The following is a 25,644-nucleotide window of genomic DNA, read 5'->3' as shown; positions in this document are numbered from 1 at the left end:
GTCCTTGGGGTATGCACCATAATAGAGCAAGGAAAAGGCAGGGAACAATGAACAGTTAAGAGTGAACAGTTAAAAAAACAGAAAGATTGCGGTATCGCAAATGACGTTTCAAATTTTGTTTTCCGCGGCAAGGGACCTGCTCAGCCGTTGCACGCGGCGCTTTGCCTTTCAGTTTCGCTTGCCCCCTCTCGCGCACTATTCACTGTTCATTTTTAACTATTAACTGCTCTGCTTGTAGGGTGTTTTGCTCAGCGCGCTGTTGTAGTAGCGCGGGTCGCCGGTGACCTCGTCGCCGAGCCACGGGGGCAGAGGGAAGGTCTGGTCTTCGTGGTCCAGTTCCAGTTCGGCGACGATCAGGCCCTGGTTGTCGCCGTGGAAGACATCCACTTCCCAGGTGTGGCCCTGGTGGGGAATCAGGTAGCGGGTTTTGTCGATGACGCCTTCGCCGCACAGTTCGTCGAGCATGGCGCGGGCGTCCCGTGGCGGGATCGGGTATTCGAATTCGCTGCGGCTGGCGCCGTGGGTTTCCCCCTTGATGGTGAGCCAGGCGCTGCCGCCCTTGAGCCGCACTCGCACCGTGGCCCGTTTGTCGTGGCTGAGATAGCCCTGGGTCAGACGCTCGCCGTCGAGGCCATCGAGAAAGGCGCTGTCGCGGACCAGGAATTTGCGTTCGATTTCGATGCCCATGGGCTCTCCCCGTATGCTGTTTTGTCCCACCAATCATAGCGGAAATACATGCTATACTGCGCCGCCGAACCGAGCCCAACGCCTGTTATTCCCTGATCAGGAGCCCCATGAGCAGTGACTCCCTTCGTCTGACCGTCCGGCAGCTCCAGTGCGAACGGGATGAGCGCGTGCTGTTCCGTGATCTGGCGTTCCAGGCCCGCGCCGGCGAGATCTGGCAGATTACCGGCGCCAACGGGGCGGGCAAGACCACTCTGTTGCGGATTCTGGTAGGGCTGCATGGCTTTTATGAAGGCCAGGTGCGCTGGCATTCGCCGCTGGCGCCGGATCTGCTCTATCTGGGGCATCAGCCCGGCGTGCGTGAAGAACTGACCGCCCGTGAGAATCTGCGCTTCAGTGCCGCGCTGAACAACCAGCCGGGAGACGTGGACGCGGCCCTGGACGCGGTGGACCTGTACGGCTTCGAAGACGTGCCGGCGGCGCATCTCTCCGCCGGCCAAAAGCGCCGGGTGGCGCTGGCGCGGCTGTGGCTGGCGCCAAAAAAAGTGTGGGTGCTGGACGAACCCTACACCGCCATCGATCAGAGCGGGGTGGCACGCCTGGACCAGCGCATACGTGATGCCGCCGGCAACGGCACTTTAGTGCTGTATACCTCCCACCACCGGGTCGGCGATGATGTGCGGCGGCTGCATTTGGGCACGGAGGCGCCGGCATGAGCGGACCCTGGTGGGCGACCCTGCGCCGGGAACTGACTCTGATCTGGCGGTCCCCGGCGGATATGGTGCAGCCGCTGTTCTTTTTCATGGTGGTGGTCAGTCTGTTCCCGCTGGGGTTGTCGCCGAAGCCGGAATTGCTGGCGCTGGTGGCGCCGGGTGTGGTCTGGGTGGCGGCACTGCTGGCGGTGATGCTGTCGCTGGACGGGCTGTTCCGCCGTGACCAGGAAAGCGGTGCCCTGGATCAGATGCTGACCGCGCCGGTGGTGTCGGTGCTGCCGGTTTCGGCCAAGCTGCTGGCGCACTGGCTGCTGACCGGCTTGCCGCTGGCGTTGATGGCGCCGTTGTTGGGCTACATGATGCAGCTGCCGGTGCCGGCACTGGCCACGCTGACTTACAGCGTGCTGCTGGGAACGCCGACGCTGACGGTGATCGGCGCCATTGGCGCGGCGTTGACCGTGGGCCTGAATCGCGGCGGCATTTTGCTGGCGCTGCTGATTCTGCCGCTTTATGTTCCGGTGCTGGTGTTCGGCGCCGGTGTGGTGCGCGCCGCCGTGGACGGCTCTCCCACCCAGGGGTTGCTGGCGGTATTGGGCGCGTTGCTGGCGTTGGCGCTGAGTCTGGGGCCACTGGCGGTGGCCATGGGCCTGCGTATCAGCGCCGGAGACTGACCGCCGGGGTCGATGACGACAACCGCCGGGGCCGACGACAAAAAAATAGAGTCGAAGTTATGTGGAACACTCTGAAACGCTGGTATCACCAACTGGGCTCGCCGCGCTACTTTTACCGGTTCGCCGATGCCGTGCTGCCGTGGCTGTGGCCGCTGGCGCTGATCATTCTCGCCATCGGCCTGGTATGGGGGCTGGCCTACGCGCCGGTGGAGCGTTACCAGGGTGACAGCTATCGCATCATCTATCTGCATGTCCCGGCTTCCAGCGGCGCCCTGATGGGCTACATCGCCATGGGCGTGGCCGGGCTGGTGTGCCTGGTCTGGCGGATGAAAATGGCCGAGGTCATGCTCAAGGCGCTGGCGCCGTTCGGTGCCGTGCTGGCGGCGGTGTCCCTGATCAGCGGCGCGATCTGGGGCAAGCCCACCTGGGGCACCTACTGGCAGTGGGACGCGCGCCTGACCTCGATGCTGATCCTGCTGTTCATGTATCTCGGCGTGATGGTGCTGCAGTCCGCCATCCGTGATCCCCGCCAGGCCGCCCGCGCCGCCTCGTTGCTGGCCCTGGTCGGGGTGATCAACGTGGTGATCGTGAAGTATTCGGTGGAGTGGCTGAACACCCTGCATCAGGGGGCGACCTTGAACCTGTTCAGCGAATCCTCCATCAACCCGGCCATGAAGTACCCGCTGCTGATCAGCATGCTGGGCATGTGGCTGCTGTACGCCGCCAACGTACTGATGCGGGCCCGGGCCGAAGTGCTGAGCCGGGAGCGCCGCAGCGGCTGGGTACGCAAACTGGTGGAGGGGCACTGATGTATTTCGACAGCTTCGCGGAATTTCTGGCCATGGGCCGGCACGGGCCCTATGTCTGGAGCGCTTACGGTATCTGTGCGCTGCTGATCGTGATCAATATGGCGCTGGCGGCGCGCAAGCTGGCGCGGGTGCGCCAGGACGTGGCTCGCCAGTGGCGACGGGAAACCCGGGAGGTTAAGCATGAATCCGGTTCGTAAACAGCGCCTGATCGTGGTGCTGGCGGTGTTTCTGGGGCTGGCCCTGGCCACCGCTCTGGCGGTGTACGCCCTGCGCCAGAACATCAATCTGTTTTTCACCCCGCAGCAGGTGGTCAACGGTGAAGCGCCGGTGGGCACTAAAATGCGTGTGGGTGGTCTGGTTATGGAGGGATCGGTGGTACGCGACCCCGACACTCTGGACGTGACTTTCGATGTCACCGACGGCAAGGGCACCTTCACCGTCCATTACCAGGGCATCCTGCCGGACCTGTTCCGTGAAGGGCAGGGTATCGTCGCCAACGGCACGCTGGTGAGCCGGGAACGGTTCGAGGCGGAAGAAGTGCTCGCCAAACACGATGAGACCTACATGCCTCCGGAGGTTCAAGATGCCTTGGAAAAAGCAGGACACCCCGGCGCGCGGAAGGACGCCGCGGGCTCATAGCGATCTTCCCGCCATTCACGGCCGGCGCTGGCTGGCCGGCCTGCTACTCGGTTTTGCCGCTCCCGTCATGGCCGGGTCCCTGCCGGTGGACAGCCTGACCCTGCCCGAGGGCTTCACTCTGACGGTGTTCGCCGACGATGTTCCCAACGCCCGGCAACTGGCCCAGGCCGAGGATGGCACCGTGTTCGCCGGCTCCCGTGACGAGGGCAAGGTCTACGCGATCCGCGACGCCGATGGCGATGGCCGCGCCGAGCGCACCTGGGTGCTGGCGGAAGGGCTGAACATGCCCTCCGGGATCGCCTATCGCGATGGCACCCTCTACGTGGCGGCGGTGAACCGGATTCTGGCGCTGCCGGACATTCTCGATCATCTGGACGATCCGCCGGCATTGGAGCTGGTGACGGACCAATTTCCCTCCGATTCCCATCACGGCTGGAAGTATCTGGCGTTTGACCGCGAAGGGAAACTGATCGTGCCGGTGGGGGCGCCGTGCAACATCTGCAACCGGGAAGAACCCTACGCCACCATCCAACGCTATGACCCGGACTCGGGGGAAATGACCACGGTGGCTCGCGGAGTGCGCAATTCGGTGGGGTTTGATTTCCATCCGCGCAGTGGGCAGTTGTGGTTCACCGACAATGGCCGCGACATGCTCGGCGACGAGATCCCGCCGGAAGAACTCAACCGGGTGCGCGAGGACGGCGAACACTTCGGCTATCCGTTTATCCACGGTGGCACGGTGCCGGATCCGGAGTTTGGCAAGGACCATGATCCCGGTGAATTCGCCATGCCGATGCAAACCATGCCGGCGCATCACGCGCCGCTGGGTATGACGTTCTATACCGGGGAGCAATTTCCCGAGGACTACCGGGGTGACATCTTCATCGCCGAGCATGGTTCCTGGAATCGCAGCACGCCGGCCGGGTACCGGGTCACCCGGGTCGGCGTGGAAGGCATCGACAAGGTTACCGGGTACCAGCCATTCATCAGCGGCTGGCTGCGTGAGGACGGCACCCGCTGGGGACGTCCGGCGGACGTCATGCAGGCCGCCGACGGCAGTTTGCTGATCGCCGACGATCACGCCGGCGCCATCTACCGCGTGGTCTACCAGGGCAACTGACCGGCTCGGACCGGGCATGGCGGTTTCTGTAGGAGCGGCCCACGAGCCGCGATATTCTAAGGACGCCGGACATCCGGCGTCCTTAGCCTTCTCAATGGAACCCCGATGAGCCAAGTCATTATCCTGGTGGACGACCCGGCGGACTGGGCGGCGTACTATCCCGCCCGCAATCTGCTGTCCGCCCGTGATTACCTGCAGGCTTCCGAGCCGGTCTGCACCGACAAGAAAGTGCAGGTGATCAATCTGTGCCGCAGCTACAAATACCTGTCCCCCGGCTACTACTGTTCGCTGCTGGCGGAGGCCCGCGGTCAGCGCGTCATGCCCTCTGTACGCACGGTCAACGACCTCAGTTACAAGGCGCTGTACGGCCTGCACTTCGAGCATTTCGAGTCGGCGCTGGACAAGGCGATGAAGAAGCAGGGCGGCGATGCCACCAAGGTGACGTTCAATATCTACTTCGGCCAAACCGAGCAGGAAGGGCTGGCGGAACTGGCGCGGCAGATCTTTGACCAGTTGCCGTGTCCGATTCTGCGGGTGTCGTTCCGGCGCCGGGACCGGTGGACCCTGGAGGCGATCAAGACGCCGAGTCTGAAACAGGTCAAGGGTGCCCAGGAAGATGCCTTCGCCCGTGCCCTGGAGCAGTTCAACGCCCGTGTCTGGCGCGGCCCGCGCCGGCGGCGTGGTGAACGCTATGACCTGGCCATGCTGGTGAACGACGAGGAGGCCATGCCGCCGAGCAATCGCGCCGCTTTGAAGCGATTCGCACGGGCCGGCCGGCAACTGGGCATCAAGGTGGAAATCGTCGGCCGCGACGCCTACGCCCGCCTGGGTGAATACGACGGCCTGTTCATTCGCGAGACCACCGCCATTGACCACCATACCTATCAGTTCGCCCGCAAGGCGGAGCAGGAAGGCATGGTGGTGATCGACGATCCGCGCTCGATTCTGCGCTGTACCAACAAGATTTATCTGGCGGAACTGATGCAGGCCAATGGCGTGCCGGTGCCGCCCACCGCCTTTGTGTTCAGCGACACCGCCGAACAGGTGGACAGCCTGATCGGGGAACTGGGACTGCCGATGGTGCTGAAGATCCCGGACGGCAGTTTCTCCCGTGGCATTAGCAAGGTGGAGGACCGCGAGGCGCTGGGCAACGCCCTGCATGGCTATCTGAAACAATCCGCCGTGGTGCTGGCCCAGGCTTTTATGTACACCGATTACGACTGGCGCATCGGCGTGCTCAACAACCGGCCGCTGTTTGCCTGCCAGTACTTCATGAGCAAGGGGCATTGGCAGATTTATCATCACAAGGACGGCGGCAAAACCGCCTCCGGCAACGCGCGCACGGTACCGATCCGCGAAGTGCCGCCGAAGGTGCTGAGAGTGGCGCTCAAGGCCGCCCGGCTGATGGGCAACGGCCTGTACGGCGTGGACCTGAAGCAGTCCGGCGATCAGGTGGTGGTGATGGAAGTGAACGACAATCCCAACATCGATGCCGGCGTCGAGGACCTGTGGCTGGGCGAGGACCTGTACCGGCAGGTGATGCTGGAATTCCTGCGCCGCATGGAAGCTCGGCGGCTGGGGTTACCGCTTTGACGGCTTGAAAATGTCGCGGTTCGCCCGGTGTTGATTCGAAGTCTCTGTAGGGGCCTGCCCCGCAGGCGAATTTTCGGACGCAGGAGTCTATTCGACCGCAAGGCAGGCTGCTACAGCGGGCTGCGGAGAGCCGCGCGCACCCAGCGTGCTAGCATGCTCAGGAAGCCCGCACCAAAAGGATTGGGAACAACGTGATACGTAAAGACGCTCTGCGCCGGGAGATGCAACAGTGGCTGGCCGAGGGGCTGATCGAGGAGGATCAGGCCCGGCGCATTCTGGCCCGTTATGGCAAGGGTCTGGAAGCCAGTGGCGGCTCCCTGGGCGCGCGAGTGCTGACCGCCTGTGCTCTGCTGTTCATCGGCCTGGCGCTGCTGCTGGTGGTGTCCGCCCATTGGGACGGTCTGCCCCGGGGCGTGCGCTTCGCCGCTCTGCTGGCCCTCACCGTGGCCACCAACGGGGTAGGGGTGTGGCGCTGGGGGCGTCATGGCGAGGGGGGTGGCTGGCTGTTTCTCGGCGCGGTCTGCTATGGCGCTTCGATCATGCTGGTGGGGCAGATGTACCACCTTGGCGAGCATTTCCCCAACGGCGTGCTGTTGTGGATGATCGGCACGTTGCCGGTGGCCTTTTTCTCCCGGCGCCTGCTGGTGACCCTGCTGCTGGTGGCGCTCACCGCCCTGTGGATGGTGATGGAAACCCCGTTCTCGCCACCCTGGGCTGGCATCGTGTTTCTCGGTGTGGCCGGCTGGCTGGCCTGGCGCCGCCATTCCAATGTTGTGATGCTGCCGGTGCTGGCGGCTCTGGTGTTGTGGCTCAACCTGATGTTGTCCTGGGTGTTCCACACCGATTTCGGGCCCCATTGGCGGGCTGGCCATCTGACCTTCAATCTTGCTCTTCTGGTCCTGGCTCAGGTGCTCTGCCAGCGGCTGGAGCTGCGCGGGGACTCGCGTTGGGCACCCTTGCCGTGGCTTGGACGGTTGTCGTTGCTGGTGCTGTTGCCGCTGACGTTCGAGGACCTCTGGAAAGAATATCTGCACAGCCACTGGGGCTGGCTGGATCCCGGGTTGTGGGCGGCGCTGCCGCTGCTGCTGGCGGCGATCGCCCTCAAGCCCCGTGGCATCCTGCCCTGGTTGGCGCTGGCCGGGGTGCTGCTGGCGCATGGTCTGGGTCGGCCGGAACAGAGCCTGTACTGGACCGTGGCGGCCAATCTGGTGGTTCTGCTGGTGGCCATGGCCTGGATACGCCAGGGATTGCTGCGCGCCGACCAGCGCCGTTTCTTCGCCGGTTTGGGCACGGTGGCGGTATTGGCGCTGTTGCGTTATGTCGATCTGATTGGAGATTACCTGGGGGCGGCCCTGTTGTTCCTGGTCATGGCCGGCATTCTCTACGCTGGCGCCCGCTACTGGCGCCAGCGCGATCCGGAGGTGGCCCATGACTAGGCGCTGGCGGCTGCGCGCCCTGGTGGCGGCGCTGGTGTTGCAGGTTCTGGTGCTGCTCGGTTTGCTGGGCTATGCGCGGTATCCGGTCTGGTTCGGCAAGGAAGTGGTGCTGCGCACGGTGCCGGTGGATCCGCGTGATTTGTTGCGCGGCAACTATGCCCGCCTGCGCTACGACATCAGTGAGGCGCCGATGCCGGAAGTGGGAGTGCCGCGGGTAGGGCGGGAAGTGTATGTGCAGTTGCGCCGGAAAGGGCGGGTGTGGAAAGCCGTTGATACCCGTTATTCACCGCCGCCGGGTGATTTTATTCGCGGGCATATCCGCGCGGTGCGGGTGGGTTCAGTGACGGTGGAATACGGTATCGAAGCCTATTTCGCGCCAAAGGATAAGGCGCTGGAACTGGAGCGGCGATTACGGCAGGGCGGTCTGGCGCGGGTGCGTATCGCCACCGATGGCCGTGCCGCCCTGGTGTCCGTGGAGGACACCGGGGAGGGCACGGGCGAGGGGGCTGGAGGGCCGCCCTGATCAGCCGCCGAGGACTTTGGTGAGGAAGCCGCTTTCCTTGGCTATGGTCTGGGTGAACGGCTCCAGGGCGTGCAGGCGTTCCTTGTGGGCGGCCAGGTTGGGATACTGGTCGACCCCTTCACCGGCGTGCTGGAAGTTCACCAACTGGCTGGCCACGGCGATATCGGCGACGGTGAGCCGTTCGCCAACAAAGTAGGTCTTGCCTTCCAGTTCCCGATCCAGGTACTCGAGCAGCGGTGGCACCGCGCCCTGCAGCGCTTTCTGCGCCGCCGCTTCATCCACTTCCTTGCCCATCAGACGCCGCACCACCCGGTTGAAGAACACGCCGAAGGTACAGTTGACGCCCAGCTCGTAGTCGCCGAATTTCTCGAACCACAGGGTGCGGGCGTACTCGTAGGGATCCTCCGGGTAGAGGGACGGCTCGGGGTGTTTCTTCTCCAGAAAGGCGCAAATCACCCCGGAATCGGCGAGAATCTGGCCGTCGTAGTCCAGTGCCGGGATGCGTCCCAGCGGGTTGAGGTCCCGATACCAGTCCGGCGCGTTGCGCGGGTCCACGTTGACGGTCTCATGTTCCACGCCTTTGAGGGCCAGTACCACGCGGGTTTTACGCACGAACGGCGACAGCATGGCGCCATACAGTTTGATGGTCATTGGGATCTCCCGGTCTCTATTGTGATGTTGGGCCTGGTGCGGCCCACTCGAAAGTGGGCCGGCCGCAGGCGGATCTCAACCCGTGAATCCGACGGGCGGCTGGGGTAACAGGCATATAGCAGTGTCGCGGAAGGGTCAACAGGGGACCGCCCGGTCAGGGGAAAACCGTCGGAATCGCCGAGATTGAACGGATTATGAACGAACGGTGTCGACCGGGGGAATTTCCCCTTGACGCTGCCGGCCCGGATTCCTAGACTACGCGCCGCTTGACAGGGCAGTCCCGCAACGGGATTGGCCGACAAGTCCGGGTCCCCTTCGTCTAGTGGCCTAGGACACCGCCCTTTCACGGCGGTAACAGGGGTTCGACTCCCCTAGGGGACGCCACTGAATCGGGTTCGGTAACGGTCCGCGAACTGGCACTTCGTTGATTGGAACCCAAGAGTCGAACCTTCATTAGTGGGGTTCGACCGGTCACCGGCAAAGCCGGGGACACGGAATGTCTTCGCTTGCGGAGACAGCCCCGAAGGGGTGAACCGCGTAGCGGTGAATACTCCCCTAGGGGACGCCACTATTTCGTTAAGGCGAAGCAGTGACAAGCGGGAATAGCTCAGCTGGTAGAGCACAACCTTGCCAAGGTTGGGGTCGCGAGTTCGAATCTCGTTTCCCGCTCCAATTCTTTCCTGGATTCATAAAGCGTTGTCGCAGTTGCCTAGGCGACCCCACTTTTGTTTGGTCGGGGCCTTCCTCCATCGAGGACAGCGGAGCCGCGTTATGCCTTTGCGGGAACGCCGTGAATACACCCCTGTAGGCTCCCTGTCGAACGTCCCTGTTCGACAGGGTCCCGCAAAGGCATAACGCGGCTCCGCTTCGAGGTAACTGGCAAGCGCAGGTATATTCTTCTGGCCTTGGAGACATAAACTCGGAGGTTGCTACAACGCCGCTGTGGGAGCTTGCCTGCAAGCGAATGGGCTTCCGGGCCTCAAGATTCGCTTGCAGGTAAGCTCCCACGGCAGTTTCGTAGCCCCTCCCGTGGGCCATCATCGCAGCTACTCAGGGTGTACAGGGTTGCCAAAGGCGTCATACCAATTCTTTCCCGCCCGCAGATATCGATTTTCATCGTCACCTTCGTATCGCACGTGGCTGAAACTGCCGGTGAACGTTTTGATGACGTTACCCTGCTTGTCGATCAGGGCACTGGTGCCGTCGGACAGCTTCACCGGCGCATAGCCGGAGGCTTCGAAAAAACCGAAACTAACGTCTTTGTAGCGCATAGGCAGGACCAGTTTTCCGGCGGGGTTGATGAAGCCCCATCGCTCGCTTTCAGCGTCACGGACGGCGGCCAGGCCATTGCGAAAGACTTTGGCTTGGGAAAAACCGCGGGCGGCGAGATCGATCGCCACCTTGCCTTGCCGGTCCAGGAAATAGGCGTACTGCCTCACCAGTCCATCCTGATTTTTTCTACTGACAGAAGCCAGCAAGCGGCCATCCGAGAAGCGTTTGAAGTGGTCGTACTTGCCGTGGGTAAGGTTGCGCCCCTTGCTGTCGTACAGGTCCAGGGTTTTCCCCCGACGAGCTTGAAAGAAACCGTTGTCGAAGTCGATATTGTCGAATCTGGCGGACAGCACTTGCCGCAATGCCGAGTCAAGCACGCCTTCCTTGCCGTTTTTCCCCGCTATCCAGAATTTCTCATCCTGTAAATGGAGCATGGTGTGCTCCATGGGCAAAACGACCTTGCCGGTCGCTACCTCGGCCAATCCGCGCGGGCCGTTGGTTTGCCGGCTGACGCGCACGTAACGGTCCTGATAAATCGCACTTTCCACCAGGAGGTAGTCCACCTTTTTCAAGCGGCCGGTCGCCGGGTCGAAATGATACTGGTTTTCTCTGTTGTCGATCTGGTCGGTAAAGTAGTGACGGTTGAGCATCCGGAAATACTGATCCATGGCGGGCTCAACCATCCAGTTGCCATCATTGTCGATAATGCCGTTTTTGCCGGTGGCGAAATCGGCGGCGACGCGATATTCCTTTTCCTCTTCCCAAGTATCCAACGGGTAGGTACTGGTAAAGTTCAGTGTCTTCACATCGCTTTCTGGAATGATGAAGGTCACTTTGCTGACCGGGCCCGCGTAAGTGGCGGTAACTTGCAGGTATTGTGCTGGCTCCTGTAATCCTGGCAGCCCGTCAAGGCGTGGCTCCAGGTATTTTTCCAATTCTTCCTGGGTGGTTATCCGGCCGCGCTTCACCTGTTTTCTTGCTCCACGCATCTCGTCCAGGGCTTGTCGCAGGTCATTGATCTTTTGCCCGGAATACAAGGTGGCGCTATTCGAGCCTTGCTTTCTCAGTGGACGCCCATCCTGGTATAGCGCCTGGACGGTGATGTGCTCGGCCACCGCGGTTGGGATCTGATAGCGGATCTGATTGCCGGTGATCGCCAGCAGTTTGATATCGCCGGCCGGCGTGCTCAAGGTATCGCCGGCGGCACTGGCATCGCCAACCCGTGTTTCGCGGTAGGGGAGGGAGATATCGTACGTGATACTGGTAATGGGTTTTGCTTTGGTCAGTACGAAGAAGTCGCTGGAACTGCGTGCTTGCGATTGCTGCAATACCCATCGTTCTGCCGGTGTCCGATTTTCCATCTGGGAATCCGCTTTGTATTTCGCGGTGATGGCCGCCTTGGATACATACTCATCGGTAACGCTGGCCCGTTGGCCATCCAGGTAGACGACTTCTGTCGGGTGGAACCGGGGTGTCATGTCCGCATGTTCCATGAAGTAGAAACTGTCGTGCCCGAGCAGAGACTGCAGCTTGTATAAGTCCGTATCAACATTGATAAGCGTGTAAGGGTGGGCGATGCGGATGCCGACGCTTAAGGAATCAAAGAAGTTCTGCAGAGTTTCTGTCTTTATCTCATTGGCCAACGTTTCCTCGAAATTAGAATTGTTCGAGGCGTCGAAGGGCGTGCTTTCAGCCGGTTTGAGCTCGATGCGCAGGTCGGTGAGCTCAATGAGCGATTCAAACTGTGAGATTTCCTGGTCCAGTTGCCGCAGGAGGGTCTCATTCGTTTCTTGCTGACAGGCGCCCAGCACCAACATAAGCCAACTGTAAGCAAGCGCTTTGATCCATGTTTTTGCCATTTGAATGCTCTCGTTTCCTTAACAAGGCCGGCGTGCTATCGCGGAAGCGCCGTGGCGTTTTTCTGAGATCTGTTGAATTGTGCATATTTTTTGTCGGCATCGGCGCTGGCACAGGGCGAGGCCGTGGTGACGGTTGGCGCCGACAGGGTGCCCGCGCAGGGTACAACACCCCGTCAGCCAGGGGAATTCGCGCACCTGAGCGGGCCAACGTCCGCAACGGACTCCGTGTGGACCCGCCAGCCGTGGTAATCTCCGGTAACGGTCGCCCCAGGAAGAAGTGCCCTCAATGACGAGACCTGAGTTTTCCGATGTTCTTCGCAAGCTGCGCGAATTATTCGGAGGGCGTGACGACACGCCACCGGTGGTAGAGCAACCCGCCGACCTCGAGTTGCCCTGGGCTCCGGGGGAGGGCAATGCCATTCAGGATATGCTGGACCGCATCGGCTTTCCCTGGCGGGCAAGCTGCCAGGATCTTATTGACCGCCATGGCCTGGTTCACCATCCCGCTTACGGTTGGGAGCAATGCCCGATCACGCCTTGTCCCTTGGAGCTCGACGGCTTGCTCTATCCCATCTCTCCGCAGCTCTCCCGGATAGCGCTGCGCGATCAGGTGCCTCAAGGGTTCAGCGGGAGCGTCTGGATCAAAACGGATCCCCTCGCCAACCTTCGTCATGCCCATCGTCGCATGGCTGAACTGCTGGGGCCGGCTCCAATCGGAGTACGCAACAATACGGTCTCCTCCATCTGGCGTGCCGGTCCGGCCCGTGTTTCGCTGATCGTCTGGCCACCAAAGCTTCAACCTCCGGGATGGAGCGGGAACATTCCGGCCCATGAGCGGGACCGGCGGCTGAAAACCGCCTGCTCAATTTATATCGAGCCCGGCTATCGTCGCCCGATGACGGTGCAGGAAAGAGAATGGTTGAGAGGTTTTACCCCTTTGGACAAAGTGGGTGGGACGGCGCTGGCATCAACACTGAGGGCATTGTGGGCCAGTGCCCCTGGCGACTACGGCCAGGATTTCGTTTGCCTGCCTCCTCTGGATCAGGACAATTTTTTGGGTCAGGTCGGCCATTCGCCGGACCGCAAGGCCTTGATCGTTTGCTCGCGGCAGCTGCACATCATACCGGCTCAGTGCATTGTCGCGCTTCGCCTGCAAAAGCTTCGACCGGCCAAGGGTGGGGGTGGCGCCGCCTTGACCGCCGCCCTTCAACCCACTGATGGAATGGAGAGGGAACTGAGTATTTCCGGATCCCACGGCGACATGGACGCACTGGACGATCTCGCCTCCCATCTCAGCAGGATCCTGAACCGCCCGCTGCGGATCCCGGAACCTCAATACGATTGCTGAGCGGTCCCGCCGGCTCCTGCCGCCATCCCGTTCAGAATCGACCTGCCTGGCGTCGCCATCGTTGCTATTGATGATCCAGCAGGGGCGCCACCAGCACCGGGCGCTGCGCCGCTTCGCAGACTTCGGTGGCGGTCGTGCCGACGAGCTTGCTTTCCAGCCAGCCCTGGCCGTGCTTGCCGATAAGGATCAGGGAGCAGTCTCGCTCGGCGGCGATGCGCAGTATGGTTTCCGCCGGGGCTCCACGCTCTGTCAGCACACTGACCTCTCCTGCCTCGTCGGGTAGGTAGTCACGAATGTGATTCAGTGCCGCTAGGGCCATCACCGGCAAGGCCGGGGTGTTATTCAGGCCGTCGGGGGTTAGCACGGTTAGCAGATCGATGCGCTTGGCCTGGGTGGACAATTCCCGGAGCAGGTTTTCCGCGCCGCTGGCGTATTTGGACAGGTCCGTGGCCATCAGTACATGCTCCAGCGCCGGCCTGCCGGGAGCCGTGCCCTGGGTTCCGGTGTCGTCCGTTTCGGGGGTAATCCATTCCAGAAACAGCGGGAGGGTGGTCTTGCGGATCAGGTCACGGGCGACGCTACCCAGAAACAGGTTGCTGACGCGACTGTGCGCCCGGGACCCGATGAGCAGCAAATCCGCTTTGAACTCCGCGGCGATGGCCAGCAGCTCATCGGCCACCAGACCGGAGATACGCACGCAGACCGTTACTTCGAGGCCGGCTTCCTTGAGCGGTTCGGCGCAGCGTTCCAGCCATTCCCGGTAATTCTCACCGTGGTCGTAGGCGGCGAACTGGTTGTACCCGACTCGCACCACATGGGTGAGAATCACTTTTTTGATACCCCAGCTGCTCAGATCCGCCACACGGGCCAGCGTGGGCGGCGCGGCGGGTGACTGGTCCAGGGCGACAAGTGCGGTGGTGAACATGGAACCTCCTCCCGACTGGCGTGGCGGGGCTGATGACGGCGCCGTGAACATTCACGGGGCCACAATTCGACAGTACGCCAGCGGATGGCGGGAGAGTTGATCCTGGTCAAAATCCCGGCCGACCCCCGCCCGCGAAAAGGGCGTTCGCCACCGCCGGTACGGCGCTCAATATGCTTGGTGCGTCCGACCACATCCGTTTACTATTGGCCGGGTGCGATTGCGTGCCAAACCCGATATCGCCCATCGGCTTTTACAAACAAGGCAGGGACCGAATGAAATCCACATGGATCAGGTGGCTGGCGGGGATTCTTTTCGGTGTTGTCATCGGGCGGGTCAGTTTTGGCATTGTCGCTCCCTTCCTCTCTCCCGTTCTTGGTGCCGAGCCCCAGTGGCTGGCCGAGGATCCCACGGCGTTCCATTACGTGATCATCGCGGCGCTGGTGATTCAACTGGTAGTGGCCGTTGCCAGCGCCGTATGGCTGGCGCGGATCTCCGTGATGAAACGGCTGATCGGCTGGGGGCTGGTGATACTGGGCGCGGTGTTGCTGCTGAACATCGTTTCCACTCTGTTGTTTTCGGGGCTGGACCTCGGAGCCCTGATCAACCCCGGCTCCCGGGCGGAAAGTGATGCCTCCACCGCATTCTGGTTCTGGCTGCTGGCCATGGCGTTGCCTTACACGGTGATCGGCGCCGTGGGGTTGATTGTCGGCGGTATTCTGTTGCGCAAGGCGCGCGGTGAAAGCGGATCTGGGCGGAAAAAGGGGCACCCGGCATGAATCAAAGGAAATGGCTGGCGGTGGCGGCCGCCACGTTAATGGTGCTGCCCGCTGTTGGCAGCGCGGATACGGCGGCGGCCCTGGATCGTTACGCGGGCCGGTATCCGTGGGATGACGTCGACGGCGCCTCCTTCCTGGATGCCCCCTTGGTGGAAGCCGCGGTCACCGCGGCGGTGGAAGATCCCGGCATTCGCCAGGCCCTTCTGGTTGAGACCCGCGATGGGGTCGCCGGGAAAATCCTGGTAACGGACCATGGCCTGCTTATGCATGCCTTCGACCCGGCCAGTGGCGGCGACGTTAGTTGGGCGTTGCTGATTTCACCGCGGGGCGCGCCGGCGGCGGCCTGTTTCTCTTCCGGGGTGGAGCCGGGCGTGCAGGGGGCGGACTGGTATATGGAGGGGGAGCGTATCGCCACCCGGTATGAGCCTTGCCCTTCCGAGGCGGACCGGATTCCACCGGCGATTCGGGCACGGATGACACCCACCGTGGAACCGGAGGCTCTGCAATGGGCGCTGTGCTACGGCTATCCGCGGATGGCCTCCGGTGAGACCGGAATGGTGATTAAAGGCGACTATCACTGCTCTATCCCCGCCGGCAGTGCGATCCTGAACCCGGTTAAAGCGGCTTGCCGCGAGGACGCCCTCTGTAAGGTGGAAGCGATGGTACTGGCGGACACCCGGCGGGAACGGCGGGAGATTCGCCAGGTACTGTCTGTTCAGAGGGTCGATGAAGTGCCTGATCCGGCGGAGCCGTACCGGCGACGGGCGGGCCGGTTCTATGACGGCGTTTACGCGCGCCAGGCCAGAGGGTGCGATCGTGGCGGCGCTGACGAACGGGTGTCCCTGGATTTGTCGCGGCCGTCCGGCGGGGCGCTGCAGTGGTTCGATCAATACTGCGCCGTGCTCACGGCCGAGGGGGAGGCGCCGGCGCCGGGTGAATTCCACAGCACTCTGCAACTGCGTTGTGGTGACAAGCCGGAACAGGACGCGGCCTTGCGCGGTGGCGCCACGGGGAGGAAGGCCTCCGCCGTCTTGCGCCATGAGCATGGCCGCACTATCAGCATTGACGGCAGTGCCCTGGTGCGCTGTCCGATCCGGCGTGCCGACACACCGCGATGGTGGATCCAGAGGCCGCCCTTCAATGGATACTATCCGTCAGACTGACTCGGAGCATCCCTTCCCATCAGGGCCAGCTCATCTCTCCCTTGATCACCTTGGCGCTGAGTTCCAGGGAACTGCTGTCCTCAAGGGTTGGGTAACGTCGTTGCATGGCGGTGATCAGGTCGGCCGCATTGTCGGCGCGGGCTGCTTCGCTCTCGAAGGCAGTGAGATAATCACGGGTAAACGCCAGGGCCTGGCCGTCGAAGGGCGAGGTGCCATCGGCGTTGGGCAGGTAGTGGCCGGGGATGACCTGATCCGGGTTCAGTGCTTGCAGTTGTTCGAGCAGGGTCAGCCAGTTACTGCGTGATGTTTCCGTTTGCGTATCGGCGATCCACACGTGAATGTTGGCCGAGACCGGTACGCCGCCGAGCACCGTTTTAAGGGATGGGATCCACAGCACGGTGCGCTCGGGGGCGGGCCCGTTGAGGCCGATCACGTTCAGTGACTTACCTTCCAGTGCCAGCCGATCGCCTTCCATGGCGTCCGGCACAATAATTTGCCGTGGCGCGTTGTCTTTCAGGATTGGCCCCCAGTACTCCAATTTACGGTCCTTGTTGGCCAGAATCTTGGCGCGGGTCTCACCGGTGGCGAGAAGTTTGGCCGCCGGGAATGCCGCATGGATCAGGTCCAGGCCGAAGTAATAATCAGGATCGCTATGGCTGATGTAGATGGTGGTCAGTGTCTTGCCGCTGGCCCGGATCTTGTCCACCAGAGCCTGAGCGTCGTCGCGCTGGAACTGAGCGTCGATCAGCAGTGCTTCGCGTTCGCCGGTGATCAAAGTGGAGGTCACCGGAAACACCGACGCCTCGCCGGGGTTATACACATCCAGATGCAGCGGTGCCGCCTGGGCCGTGAGGGCGCTCAACGCCAGCAGGCCGCCACCGAGCGCCTGGATGAGCATGGATTTGAGGGACATAAAGGATCTCCTGATTGAGTCAGGCCTTCATGGTAAGTTGCAATAAAGGATGCAAATACCCTGTAAAATGAACACCACTGTTGCGAATCTGGAAACAATATGGATCGATTGATCGCCGCCAGGGTGTTTGTCAGCATCGTTGAGCAGGGCAGTCTGTCCGCCGCCGCCCGCGCGCTCGATCTTTCCCGGGCTCAAGTCACCCGTTATCTGGCACGAATGGAGCAATGGGCCGATGCCCGGCTGCTGCACCGCAGCACCCGGCGCCTGAGTCTCACCGAGGCGGGCGAAAGGGCGCTGAGCCGGTGCCGGGAAATGCTGGCACTGGCCGAGGATATCGAAACCCTCGGCGGCACCGACGATGGCCAACCACGTGGCCGGTTGCGGGTGGCGTGCGCGCCGTCGCTGGCCCAGGCGGCGCTGGGTAAGGCGCTGACCGGCTATCTGCAGACCTACCGGCACACCGCCATTGACCTCCAGGTGGGGTATCACCCGGTGAATCTGGTGGAAGAACGCATTGATCTGGCGATCCGCATCACCAACCAGCTGGATCCCAATCTGATCGCCCGCCGCCTGGCCAATTGCGCTTCGGTGGTGTGCGCATCGCCGTCCTATCTGGCCGCGCGCGGCATGCCGGAGCGGGTGGAGGCACTGGCCGACCATAACTGTTTGACCTATTCCTATTTCGGTAAAAGTCTTTGGCGTTTCCAGCGTCATGATGGTGAAGGCGCTGGCGGCGAGGTGTCGGTGCCGGTGGAAGGCAACCTCAACGCCAACGATCCCATGGCACTGCTGGAAGCCGCCAGCGCGGGGTTGGGTATTGCCCTGCAGCCGGTGTACGCGGCGGCGCCTCTGATCGACAGCGGCCGCCTGGTGGCGTTGCTGCCGGACTGGCGCCCCGAGGATCTGGCCATTTCCGCGATTTACCGCTCACGGCGTCATATGCCGCCGGCGTTACGGGCGCTGCTGGATTATCTGGCGGAATGGTTCGGTCAGGATCCACTGTGGCACTGAGACCCGGTGTTCGCCGTTGGTTATTCAGCGGTGTCATCCAGCAGGCGCATTAGCGCCTCGACGAAGCCGGGGTCAATGTAGCGGATGCTGCCATCCGGCAGGCCGAGAATACGATCGATGGCCAGCCCCTGGAACTGAAGACGCCGCTCCAGCGCCTGGTTCGCCGCCTTGGCTTCAGGCGTGCCCTGGGCGTATACCGCCCGGCCCACCGCATCATAGGTGCTGGCGCCCAACTGCATGATGATTTCCGCCGCGGCGGTGGCATCCGGCACCTGGAAACGGCCTTCCTCGATACCCTGCTGGATGAGGCGTGCCAGCAGCGGCCCAACCAGCGTCATATTGGCCTGGTTGATGCGATGAAACAGGGACTGATGGCCGGGGCTGAAGATGACGCTGAACAGCGGTCGTAACTGCGGCGCGGTCTCCAGTTTGAGCTGCCGGGAGCGCCGCAAAAAGGCGTTCAGCCGGGTCAGGGCATCGCCGTTGTCCTGTTCCACCAAATCGTTGACCTGGGCCACGGAACGTTCCGCCACCCGCGCGACAATGGCTTCCAGGACGTCCTCCTTGGAGGCGAAATAATGATAGAACCCCCCTTTGGAGAGACCGGAGCGCTGCAGGATGTGGTTGACGGTGGTGGCTTCATAACCCTGCTCAAAGAACAGAGTCTGGGCGCAATCCAGGAGTTGATCCCGGCGTCGTTCCGGGTTTTGCGGGGTGCGTGGCATCACCGTGTCCTGTCTGTGGGCTTGACGACAGACCGACGGTCTGTCTGTAATAAACCGACGGTCGGTCTGTAGATAGACTAAGCAGCAAGGACAAGGGATGCAATGGGTCTCCGGTAAGCCTGTTTTGCTCAAGCGGTTCGGGTGGTTGCTCGCGCTGATGCTATTCCTGGGGCTGCTGTGGTTCTGGTTGTGGCGGCCACCGACGGTGACGGTGGTGGCTCCGCAACGTGGCGATGCCGCCGAGGTGGTCTACGCCACAGGGGAAGTGGAACCTCGCTATTGGGCGCGGGTGGCGCCGCTGGTGAGTGGGCGTCTGCAAACCCATTGCCGCTGCGAGGGGGAACAGGTCAGTGAAGGTCAGGTATTGGCGAGCCTGGATGACCGCGAGGCCCGCGCCACTCTGGCCGAACTGGGGGCCAGGGCACGGCGCGCGGAAATCGATTATCAGCGCCTCAAGGTGCTGGCGGCCCGCAACGCGGTCAGTCGCCAGGCGCTGGACCAGGCCAGGAGCGAGGCGGAGCAGACCCGAGCGGCGGTGGAGCGTCAACGCACCGTGTTGGAATACCATCAGATACGGGCGCCCATGGATGGTCATGTGTTGCGCGATGAGGGTGAACCCGGAGAGATCGCCAGCCCGGACACGCCGTTGTTCTGGATAGGGCGGCCACGGCCGCTGTGGGTAGTGGCGGAAGTCAATGAGGAAGACATTCCCCAGGTCGAGACCGGTCAGGACGTCTTGCTCAACTCGGACGCTTTTCCAGGGCAATCCCTGGAAGCCCGGGTCGAACGAATCACCCCGAAAGGTGACCCGGTGGCCAAGACCTACCGGGTTTATCTGGCATTGCCGGAGCGCACCCCGCTGAGGGTGGGGATGACGGTGGAGGCCAATATCGTCACCCGGGTTTCCCGCCACGCCTGGCTGTTGCCGGCGAATGCGTTCGACGGGGACCGGCTGGCGTGGGTCCGGGATGGCCGCGTGGTGATGGCATCGGTGGCGGTGGGCATTCGCGGCATCGATCAGGTGGAAGTGCGTGACGGCGTGTCCGCGGAAACCGCTGTGATCGTGCCCTTTCCGGACGATCGGGAACACGGAGACCGGGTGCGCCCGGAGCGGCGGGAGGCGCCGCCATGAAGGTGCCGGTGGTCCTGGATCTGGCCCGCTCCCATGTGTTGGGACGCGGCCGGCAGACCCTGGTGGCGGTCCTCAGCGTGGCTTTGGGCGTCGGGTTCTCCATTGCCATGGCGGCTCTGATGCAGGGAGGCGAGGACGACATGATCGAGCAGATGGTCAACGCCATGCCGCATGTGCGGATCACCGATGAATTTCGTCATGCCCGGCGCCAGCCGGTGCAGGATCGCTTCGATGCCGTTGCCATCGCTGGTCTGCGCCCGAAGGAGGACCGGCGCGGCATTCTCAATCCGGTGGAGGTGCGCGCCCGCCTTTCCGGTTGGGTGCCGGGCTCACTGGCCTGGAGTCTGCGTACCCAGGGGGTGGTCCGTTATGCCGGCCGGGACCAGGGCCTGACTCTGGTCGGCATCGAGCCGGATCAGGCCCAGGCGGTGGCGGCGATCAAGCCGGAAGAGTTCATCGCCGGGGATTTCCAGTCACTGGCGTTCGGTGGCAACAATCTGGTGGTCGGCGATCGCCTGGCGGAAAAACTGGGTGCCCGGCTGGGCACCACAGTGTCGCTGGTGTCCGCCACCGGTGAGTCCCGTTCCTTCAAGATCACCGGTCTGTTTCATACCGGCACCACCGCCCGTGACGAGGGGGAAGGGTATGTGCTGCTGACCAAAGCCCAGACTCTCAGTGACCGGCCCAATGTCATCAACGACATTCGCCTGCGGCTGGCGGATCCGGCGCTGGCGCCGGAGGTGGCGCGCCGGGCCGAGCGGCGGATCGGCTATAAGACGGTGGCCTGGCAGGAAGCCAACGAATCCCTGCTGGAAGCGCTGGTGGTGCGCAATGTGATCATGTACACGGTGGTCGGCGCCATTCTGGTGGTGGCCGGGTTTGGCATCTTCAACATTATTTCCACCATCACCCACGAAAAAAGCCGCGACATCGCCATCCTCAAATCCCTGGGCTTTACCGAGCGCGACATACGCCGGTTGTTCGTGGCGGAAGGCGTGGCCTTCGGGGTTGCCGGCTCGGTCATCGGCTGGATGATCGGCGCACTGTTGTGCGTGGCCATGTCGATGGTGCGTTTCGAGCTCTCCGGTGCCGGCGTGGCCCAGGAGATGACGCATCTGCCACTGGCCTGGAATGTCTGGCATTACCTGGTCGCGGCCGGATGCGCACTGGCCTCGGCGTCCATGGCCGGTTACCTGCCGGCCCGTCGCGCCGCCCGTCTGCATCCAGTGGATATTATCCGGGGAGCGTCATGAGCGTATTGTTGCGTGGTGAGCACCTGACGCGGATTCTCCCGGGTACCGTGCCGGTGACGCTGGTGGACGACGTCTCCCTGACGGTATCCGGTGGGGAATTCGTCGCCATTACCGGCCCCTCCGGCTCCGGCAAGTCTTCGCTGCTGTACCTGCTTGGCCTGCTGGATCAGTTAACCCGGGGCCGTCTGGTGTTGATTGACCAGGACACCGCCGAGCTGGACGAAGCCGCACGGGCCGCATTGCGTTTGCGAACCCTGGGGTTTGTATTCCAGTTCCATTTTCTGTTGCCGGAATTCAGCGCCCTGGACAATGTCATGCTGCCGATGCGCAAGCTGGGTGAACGCAACGACCGCGAGCAGCGCGAACGCGCCGCCGAGCTGTTGGCGGTGCTGGGCCTGGAAGCGCATCTGCACAAACGGCCGCATCAACTGTCCGGCGGCCAGCGCCAGCGTGTGGCGGTGGCCCGGGCGCTGGCCAACGATCCGCCCCTGGTGCTGGCGGATGAGCCCACCGGCAGCCTGGACAGCGCCAGTTCCGAACAGGTCTTCTCCATTCTTCACGATCTGGTGCATCAGCGCGGTAAAACGGTGATCGCGGTAACCCACGATATGGAGCTGGCGGCGCGCATGGGCCGGCGCCTGCATCTGGTGGATGGCCGGCTTGAGGGTCAGGGGCGCCTCCAGTGAGCCGCCCGTGCTGTCTCGGAATTCGCTGGCAAGCCAGCTTCCCACAGCGGCTCCGTGGCTTTCTCCGTGGGAAGCTGGCTTGCCAGCGAATCGGCGTATGTGTGTAAGCGTGCCCGCCACAATGGTATGAAAATGCCGCCGCCCGGTTGCATCCCGATCAGGTGGCCGCCGCGCTCGCGGTAGTCCGTTGGCGGTCGAGGTGTTAATCGTTGCAATAACTCCTGGCAAGAAGGGTGCAGAAAATCCCCCCAGGCCCTAAGATGTGCGGGACAGCGAGACGATCTGCCATGGCCCGATTACACCCTCGATTATTGCATGCACTCAATTTATTGCCGTCGGACCGGCCGGTGCACTTGTTGACCCGCCACTCGGTTCGGGAGCTGGCCAAGAACGGGTTCGCGGATTACCGTTTGCCGTTGACGCCGGAAGGCATCGAACTGGCCCGGGATTGGGGAGGGCAGCTGGCGCGCCCGGTGTCGGCGTTTTATTCCAGCCCGGTGGGACGTTGCGTGGATACCGCCAAGGCCATGGCCGAGGGCGCGCTGCGCGCCGGTTTGATCGATCGTCCCATGGACGTGCTCACCGATAACACGCTGGTGGAACCGGGGTGCTATGTGCAGGACATGAATCGGGTGGGACCCACCTTTCTGAAGATGGGCGCCATGCGATTCCTCAATCGCCATTTGCAGAATCCGTTCGAGGGCATGCTGTCGCCGGCGGATGGCTGCGCCAAGCTGGCCGTCTACTTGCGGAACCGGGAGCCTGGCCACGGTGAACTGGCGGTGCACGTGACCCATGACACCATTCTCGCGGTGCTGGTGGCGGAGCTGGAAGGGCGGCGCTCCATCAACCAGGACGATTGGCCGTGGATGATGGAAGGCCTGTGGGTCTGGTTCCAGGACGGCGGCATGCACTGGGTATGGCGTGGTGAACGTGGCCACCGCTTGCTGCGTGCCTCTGCTTGATTTTGTCTTTGGTTATCCCCATTAACTACCGTTCGCTACGCACCGATTGGTAAAGCACTCGGATTGGATCCGTTTTCCGCCCCAGACCGGAAAGAGAGGTGATTTTTGTCGGCCTTGACCATTCGTAATCTGACCAAAACCTACGGCAACGGTGTCCAGGCGCTCAAGGGCATCGACCTGACCGTTGAAAAAGGCGAGTTCTTCGCATTGCTGGGCCCCAATGGCGCCGGCAAATCCACCACCATCGGCATCGTCAGTTCTCTGGTGAACAAGAGCGGCGGAGAGGTCGAGATCTTCGGGCATTCCCTGGACCGGGAGCGGGCACTGGCAAAAAAGAAGATCGGTGTGGTGCCGCAGGAATTTAACTTCAATCAATTCGAGAAAGTGTACGACATCGTCGTCACCCAGGCCGGGTTCTACGGCATCCCCATCGCCGAGGCCCGGCGCCAGGCGGAGAAATATCTGCGCCAGCTCGGGTTGTGGGAGAAGCGCCAGTCCGCCGCGCGCATGCTCTCCGGGGGCATGAAGCGCCGCCTGATGATCGCCCGCGCGCTGGTGCACGAACCGGAGCTGCTGATCCTGGATGAGCCCACCGCCGGCGTCGACATCGAGTTGCGCCGCTCCATGTGGGATTTTCTCATCGGTCTGAATGAGCAAGGGCGCACCATCATTCTCACCACTCATTATCTGGAAGAGGCGGAGTCGCTGTGCCGGCGCATCGCCATCATCGACCACGGCGTGATCGTCGAAAACACCGATATGAGATCCCTGCTGGAGAAGCTGCAGGTGGAGACCTTCGTGCTTGATCTGCAACGGCCGCTGCAAAGCGCGCCGGAGTTGTGCGGTTTCCACGTGCGCCTGCGTGATGCCGCCACCCTGGAAGTGGATGTGCCGAAAACCGAGAGTCTCAATCGCCTGTTCGGTGCCCTGGCGGAACAGGACATTCAAGTGCTGAGCATGCGTAACAAAGCCAACCGGCTGGAGGAATTGTTCGTGCGACTGGTGGAACGCAACGCGGATCTTGCCGGCAAGGAGGCCGCCTCGTGAGTTTTACTGAACAGTGGGTGGCGTTTCTCACCCTGGTGACCAAGGAAATCCGGCGCTTCGTGCGTATCTGGCCGCAGACGTTGCTGCCGCCGGCGATCACCATGTCCCTGTATTTCGTCATCTTCGGCAACCTGGTGGGCAGCCGCATCGGTGATATGGGCGGCTTCGATTACATGCAATACATCGTGCCCGGTCTGATCATGATGAGCGTGATCCAGAACAGCTACGGCAATGTGGTCAGTTCGTTCTTCTCCACCAAGTTCCAGCATTCCATCGAGGAGATGATGGTGTCGCCGATGCCGGCCCACGTCATTCTCACCGGCTACATGGTGGGCGGTATCGCCCGCGGTTTGATGGTCGGCGGCATCGTTACCGTGCTGAGTCTGTTCTTCACCCATCTGACGCTGCAGCATGCCTGGATCACGCTGTCGGTGGTGGTGATGACGGCGGCGTTGTTCTCCCTCGGTGGTTTCATCAACGCGGTGTTCGCCCGTAATTTCGACGACATCAGCATCATCCCCAACTTCGTGCTGACGCCGCTGACCTATCTGGGCGGGGTGTTTTATTCGTTGGAGCTGCTGCCGGATTTCTGGCGTACGGTGACCCTGGCCAACCCCATCGTCTACATGGTCAACGCCTTCCGTTACGGTATTCTGGGAGTCAGTGACGTTAATGTGTACACGTCCCTGGGGACCATCGCGCTGTTCGTGTTGGGCTTTTATATCCTGGCCCTGTGGCTGCTGCGCCGTGGCACCGGTATCCGCGCCTGAGACAAGATAATGAGCTATTTGCAAGACGCCCCGCTGGGGCAAACTAGTGAGTACGTGGATCAATACGCACCGGAACTGCTGTATCCGGTGCCCCGGGCACTGGCACGGGAAAGCCTGGCGCTGACCGGCACCCTGCCGTTCCGGGGCGAGGATCTATGGACCGGCTACGAGCTGTCCTGGTTGGACCAGGGCGGCAAACCCCATGTGGCGCTGGTGGAAGTCCGGGTGCCGTGCACCTCGGACAACATCATCGAGTCCAAATCGCTGAAGCTTTACCTGAATTCGTTCGCCAACAGCCGCTACACCGATGCCGATTCCGTACGGGAGATCATCACAGCCGACCTGGGCAAGGTGGCCGGAGAAGCGGTGACGGTGCGGATTCTTTCCCTGGACGAGGCGGCGGCCCAACCGGCCTGGCATGGCGATGGTGTTTGCGTGGATGAGCTGGATCTGACCATTGACACCGTCGAGTACCGCCCGGACCTGCTGACCACCACGACGGGGGAGGCACACCAGGGTGAACTCTATTCGCACCTCCTGCGCAGCCATTGCCCGGTGACCAACCAGCCGGATTGGGGCACGGTGGTGGTGCGCTATGAAGGCGTGCCCATCGATCCGGCGGGTTTCCTGCGCTATGTGGTCTCCCTGCGCAACCACCAGGGCTTCCATGAGCAGATCGTCGAGCAGATGTTCGTCGACCTGCAGCGCCAATGTGCCCCGGCCAAACTCTCCGTCCTCGGCCGCTTCACCCGCCGCGGCGGCCTCGACATCAACCCGTTCCGCAGCAACTTCGAAGCGGCGCCGGAGAACCGACGCACAATAAGACAGTGAATAGTGAAGAGTTAAAAGTGAACAGTTAAAAAAGTGGAGTGGCCCCAAAAAAGTAGACACCTTCATTGACGAGGAAGGTGTATGCAATTTCGCAGCAAGCGTCGGTTTAGTGACGCGTTCAAACGCGAG

General features: G+C 62.3%; 26 protein-coding genes and 2 tRNA genes. 22 read left to right on the top strand and 6 right to left on the bottom strand.

Annotated elements, in window-relative coordinates:
- Nucleotides 1-219 precede the first annotated feature (219 nt).
- Nucleotides 220-687 carry a CYTH domain-containing protein gene (locus CRO06_RS17510; protein ID WP_097059010.1) on the bottom strand — a complete coding sequence of 156 codons (468 nt, stop codon included), beginning with the start codon at nt 685-687 and terminating at the stop codon, nt 220-222.
- 107 nt (nt 688-794) lie between these two features.
- Here CRO06_RS17510 and ccmA point away from each other — a divergent pair, with 107 nt between their 5' ends.
- The 9 genes from ccmA (at nt 795) to CRO06_RS17465 (ending at nt 8,188) form a co-directional block, all read left to right on the top strand.
- The gene (gene ccmA / locus CRO06_RS17505; protein ID WP_026948949.1) at nt 795-1,400 is read left to right on the top strand and encodes a cytochrome c biogenesis heme-transporting ATPase CcmA; all 606 of its coding nucleotides are present in this window, start codon (nt 795-797) and stop codon (nt 1,398-1,400) included.
- The gene (gene ccmB / locus CRO06_RS17500; protein WP_022993974.1) at nt 1,397-2,068 is read left to right on the top strand and encodes a heme exporter protein CcmB; all 672 of its coding nucleotides are present in this window, start codon (nt 1,397-1,399) and stop codon (nt 2,066-2,068) included. The genes ccmA and ccmB overlap by 4 nt, the downstream gene beginning before the upstream one ends.
- 59 nt (nt 2,069-2,127) lie before the next feature.
- Nucleotides 2,128-2,877, top strand: coding sequence for a heme ABC transporter permease CcmC (gene ccmC, locus CRO06_RS17495; protein WP_026948948.1), 750 nt, complete (start codon nt 2,128-2,130; stop codon nt 2,875-2,877).
- Entirely contained in the window at nt 2,877-3,074 is a 198-nt protein-coding gene (gene ccmD / locus CRO06_RS17490; protein WP_097059009.1) for a heme exporter protein CcmD, read from the top strand. The genes ccmC and ccmD overlap by 1 nt, the downstream gene beginning before the upstream one ends.
- Nucleotides 3,058-3,516, top strand: coding sequence for a cytochrome c maturation protein CcmE (ccmE, locus tag CRO06_RS17485; RefSeq protein ID WP_026948947.1), 459 nt, complete (start codon nt 3,058-3,060; stop codon nt 3,514-3,516). Before ccmD ends, ccmE begins: the two co-directional genes overlap by 17 nt.
- Complete coding sequence (locus CRO06_RS17480; protein ID WP_231504710.1) at nt 3,461-4,636, top strand: PQQ-dependent sugar dehydrogenase; 1,176 nt, start codon at nt 3,461-3,463, stop codon at nt 4,634-4,636. The genes ccmE and CRO06_RS17480 overlap by 56 nt, the downstream gene beginning before the upstream one ends.
- 105 nt (nt 4,637-4,741) lie before the next feature.
- Nucleotides 4,742-6,229, top strand: a complete 1,488-nt coding sequence (locus tag CRO06_RS17475; RefSeq protein ID WP_022993979.1) for a RimK family protein — start codon at nt 4,742-4,744, stop codon at nt 6,227-6,229.
- 191 nt (nt 6,230-6,420) lie between these two features.
- Nucleotides 6,421-7,665, top strand: coding sequence for a DUF2157 domain-containing protein (locus CRO06_RS17470; RefSeq protein ID WP_097059008.1), 1,245 nt, complete (start codon nt 6,421-6,423; stop codon nt 7,663-7,665).
- Entirely contained in the window at nt 7,658-8,188 is a 531-nt protein-coding gene (locus CRO06_RS17465) for a GDYXXLXY domain-containing protein (RefSeq protein ID WP_022993981.1), read from the top strand. The genes CRO06_RS17470 and CRO06_RS17465 overlap by 8 nt, the downstream gene beginning before the upstream one ends.
- Here the strand turns inward: CRO06_RS17465 and CRO06_RS17460 are convergent, their stop codons facing one another.
- Nucleotides 8,189-8,839, bottom strand: coding sequence for a glutathione S-transferase family protein (locus CRO06_RS17460; protein ID WP_022993982.1), 651 nt, complete (start codon nt 8,837-8,839; stop codon nt 8,189-8,191).
- Between the two features lie 308 nt (nt 8,840-9,147).
- Between CRO06_RS17460 and CRO06_RS17455 the strand changes: the two genes are divergently transcribed.
- Nucleotides 9,148-9,223, top strand: a tRNA-Glu gene (locus CRO06_RS17455).
- A 212-nt stretch (nt 9,224-9,435) separates the two neighbouring features.
- Nucleotides 9,436-9,511: transfer RNA gene (locus tag CRO06_RS17450), tRNA-Gly, on the top strand.
- A gap of 374 nt (nt 9,512-9,885) precedes the next feature.
- Here CRO06_RS17450 and CRO06_RS17445 read toward each other — a convergent pair.
- Entirely contained in the window at nt 9,886-11,970 is a 2,085-nt protein-coding gene (locus tag CRO06_RS17445; protein WP_097059007.1) for a WG repeat-containing protein, read from the bottom strand.
- A gap of 286 nt (nt 11,971-12,256) precedes the next feature.
- Here CRO06_RS17445 and CRO06_RS19970 point away from each other — a divergent pair, with 286 nt between their 5' ends.
- Nucleotides 12,257-13,318 carry a hypothetical protein gene (locus CRO06_RS19970; RefSeq protein ID WP_143247759.1) on the top strand — a complete coding sequence of 354 codons (1,062 nt, stop codon included), beginning with the start codon at nt 12,257-12,259 and terminating at the stop codon, nt 13,316-13,318.
- Between the two features lie 64 nt (nt 13,319-13,382).
- Here the strand turns inward: CRO06_RS19970 and CRO06_RS17430 are convergent, their stop codons facing one another.
- Nucleotides 13,383-14,243: a universal stress protein gene (locus tag CRO06_RS17430; protein WP_022993986.1), complete on the bottom strand. Its 861-nt coding sequence runs from the start codon at nt 14,241-14,243 to the stop codon at nt 13,383-13,385.
- A 272-nt stretch (nt 14,244-14,515) separates the two neighbouring features.
- Here CRO06_RS17430 and CRO06_RS17425 point away from each other — a divergent pair, with 272 nt between their 5' ends.
- The gene (locus tag CRO06_RS17425; RefSeq protein ID WP_022993987.1) at nt 14,516-15,019 is read left to right on the top strand and encodes a hypothetical protein; all 504 of its coding nucleotides are present in this window, start codon (nt 14,516-14,518) and stop codon (nt 15,017-15,019) included.
- Nucleotides 15,016-16,182, top strand: coding sequence for a hypothetical protein (locus CRO06_RS17420; RefSeq protein ID WP_097059004.1), 1,167 nt, complete (start codon nt 15,016-15,018; stop codon nt 16,180-16,182). Before CRO06_RS17425 ends, CRO06_RS17420 begins: the two co-directional genes overlap by 4 nt.
- 19 nt (nt 16,183-16,201) lie before the next feature.
- On the opposite strand, the gene CRO06_RS17415 is transcribed toward CRO06_RS17420, so the two are convergent.
- Nucleotides 16,202-17,095 (bottom strand): MBL fold metallo-hydrolase, encoded by an 894-nt coding sequence (locus CRO06_RS17415; protein ID WP_097059003.1) that lies wholly within the window; start codon nt 17,093-17,095, stop codon nt 16,202-16,204.
- Between the two features lie 99 nt (nt 17,096-17,194).
- On the opposite strand from CRO06_RS17415, the gene CRO06_RS17410 reads away from it, so the two are divergent.
- A complete protein-coding gene (locus CRO06_RS17410; RefSeq protein WP_097059002.1) occupies nt 17,195-18,106 on the top strand; it encodes a LysR family transcriptional regulator in 912 nt (303 codons plus the stop codon).
- 20 nt (nt 18,107-18,126) lie between these two features.
- Here the strand turns inward: CRO06_RS17410 and CRO06_RS17405 are convergent, their stop codons facing one another.
- The gene (locus CRO06_RS17405; protein ID WP_097059001.1) at nt 18,127-18,831 is read right to left on the bottom strand and encodes a TetR/AcrR family transcriptional regulator; all 705 of its coding nucleotides are present in this window, start codon (nt 18,829-18,831) and stop codon (nt 18,127-18,129) included.
- Nucleotides 18,832-18,928: 97 nt separating this feature from the next.
- On the opposite strand from CRO06_RS17405, the gene CRO06_RS17400 reads away from it, so the two are divergent.
- From CRO06_RS17400 to queF, 7 genes are all read left to right on the top strand, one after another.
- Entirely contained in the window at nt 18,929-19,963 is a 1,035-nt protein-coding gene (locus CRO06_RS17400) for an efflux RND transporter periplasmic adaptor subunit (protein WP_218839900.1), read from the top strand.
- Nucleotides 19,960-21,216 (top strand): ABC transporter permease, encoded by a 1,257-nt coding sequence (locus CRO06_RS17395; protein ID WP_218839899.1) that lies wholly within the window; start codon nt 19,960-19,962, stop codon nt 21,214-21,216. Before CRO06_RS17400 ends, CRO06_RS17395 begins: the two co-directional genes overlap by 4 nt.
- A complete protein-coding gene (locus tag CRO06_RS17390; RefSeq protein ID WP_097059000.1) occupies nt 21,213-21,902 on the top strand; it encodes an ABC transporter ATP-binding protein in 690 nt (229 codons plus the stop codon). The genes CRO06_RS17395 and CRO06_RS17390 overlap by 4 nt, the downstream gene beginning before the upstream one ends.
- A gap of 287 nt (nt 21,903-22,189) precedes the next feature.
- Complete coding sequence (locus CRO06_RS17385) at nt 22,190-22,867, top strand: histidine phosphatase family protein (RefSeq protein WP_097058999.1); 678 nt, start codon at nt 22,190-22,192, stop codon at nt 22,865-22,867.
- A gap of 105 nt (nt 22,868-22,972) precedes the next feature.
- Nucleotides 22,973-23,914, top strand: coding sequence for an ABC transporter ATP-binding protein (locus CRO06_RS17380; protein WP_022993997.1), 942 nt, complete (start codon nt 22,973-22,975; stop codon nt 23,912-23,914).
- Complete coding sequence (locus CRO06_RS17375) at nt 23,911-24,684, top strand: ABC transporter permease (protein WP_022993998.1); 774 nt, start codon at nt 23,911-23,913, stop codon at nt 24,682-24,684. The genes CRO06_RS17380 and CRO06_RS17375 overlap by 4 nt, the downstream gene beginning before the upstream one ends.
- A 9-nt stretch (nt 24,685-24,693) precedes the next feature.
- On the top strand, nt 24,694-25,515 hold the full coding sequence (gene queF, locus CRO06_RS17370) for an NADPH-dependent 7-cyano-7-deazaguanine reductase QueF (RefSeq protein ID WP_097058998.1): 822 nt from the start codon (nt 24,694-24,696) through the stop codon (nt 25,513-25,515).
- Nucleotides 25,516-25,644 lie beyond the last annotated feature (129 nt).

The sequence above is a fragment of the Alloalcanivorax xenomutans genome (assembly GCF_900217905.1).
Taxonomy (GTDB): domain Bacteria; phylum Pseudomonadota; class Gammaproteobacteria; order Pseudomonadales; family Alcanivoracaceae; genus Alloalcanivorax; species Alloalcanivorax xenomutans.
This window is presented reverse-complemented; position numbering and strand designations above follow the sequence as displayed.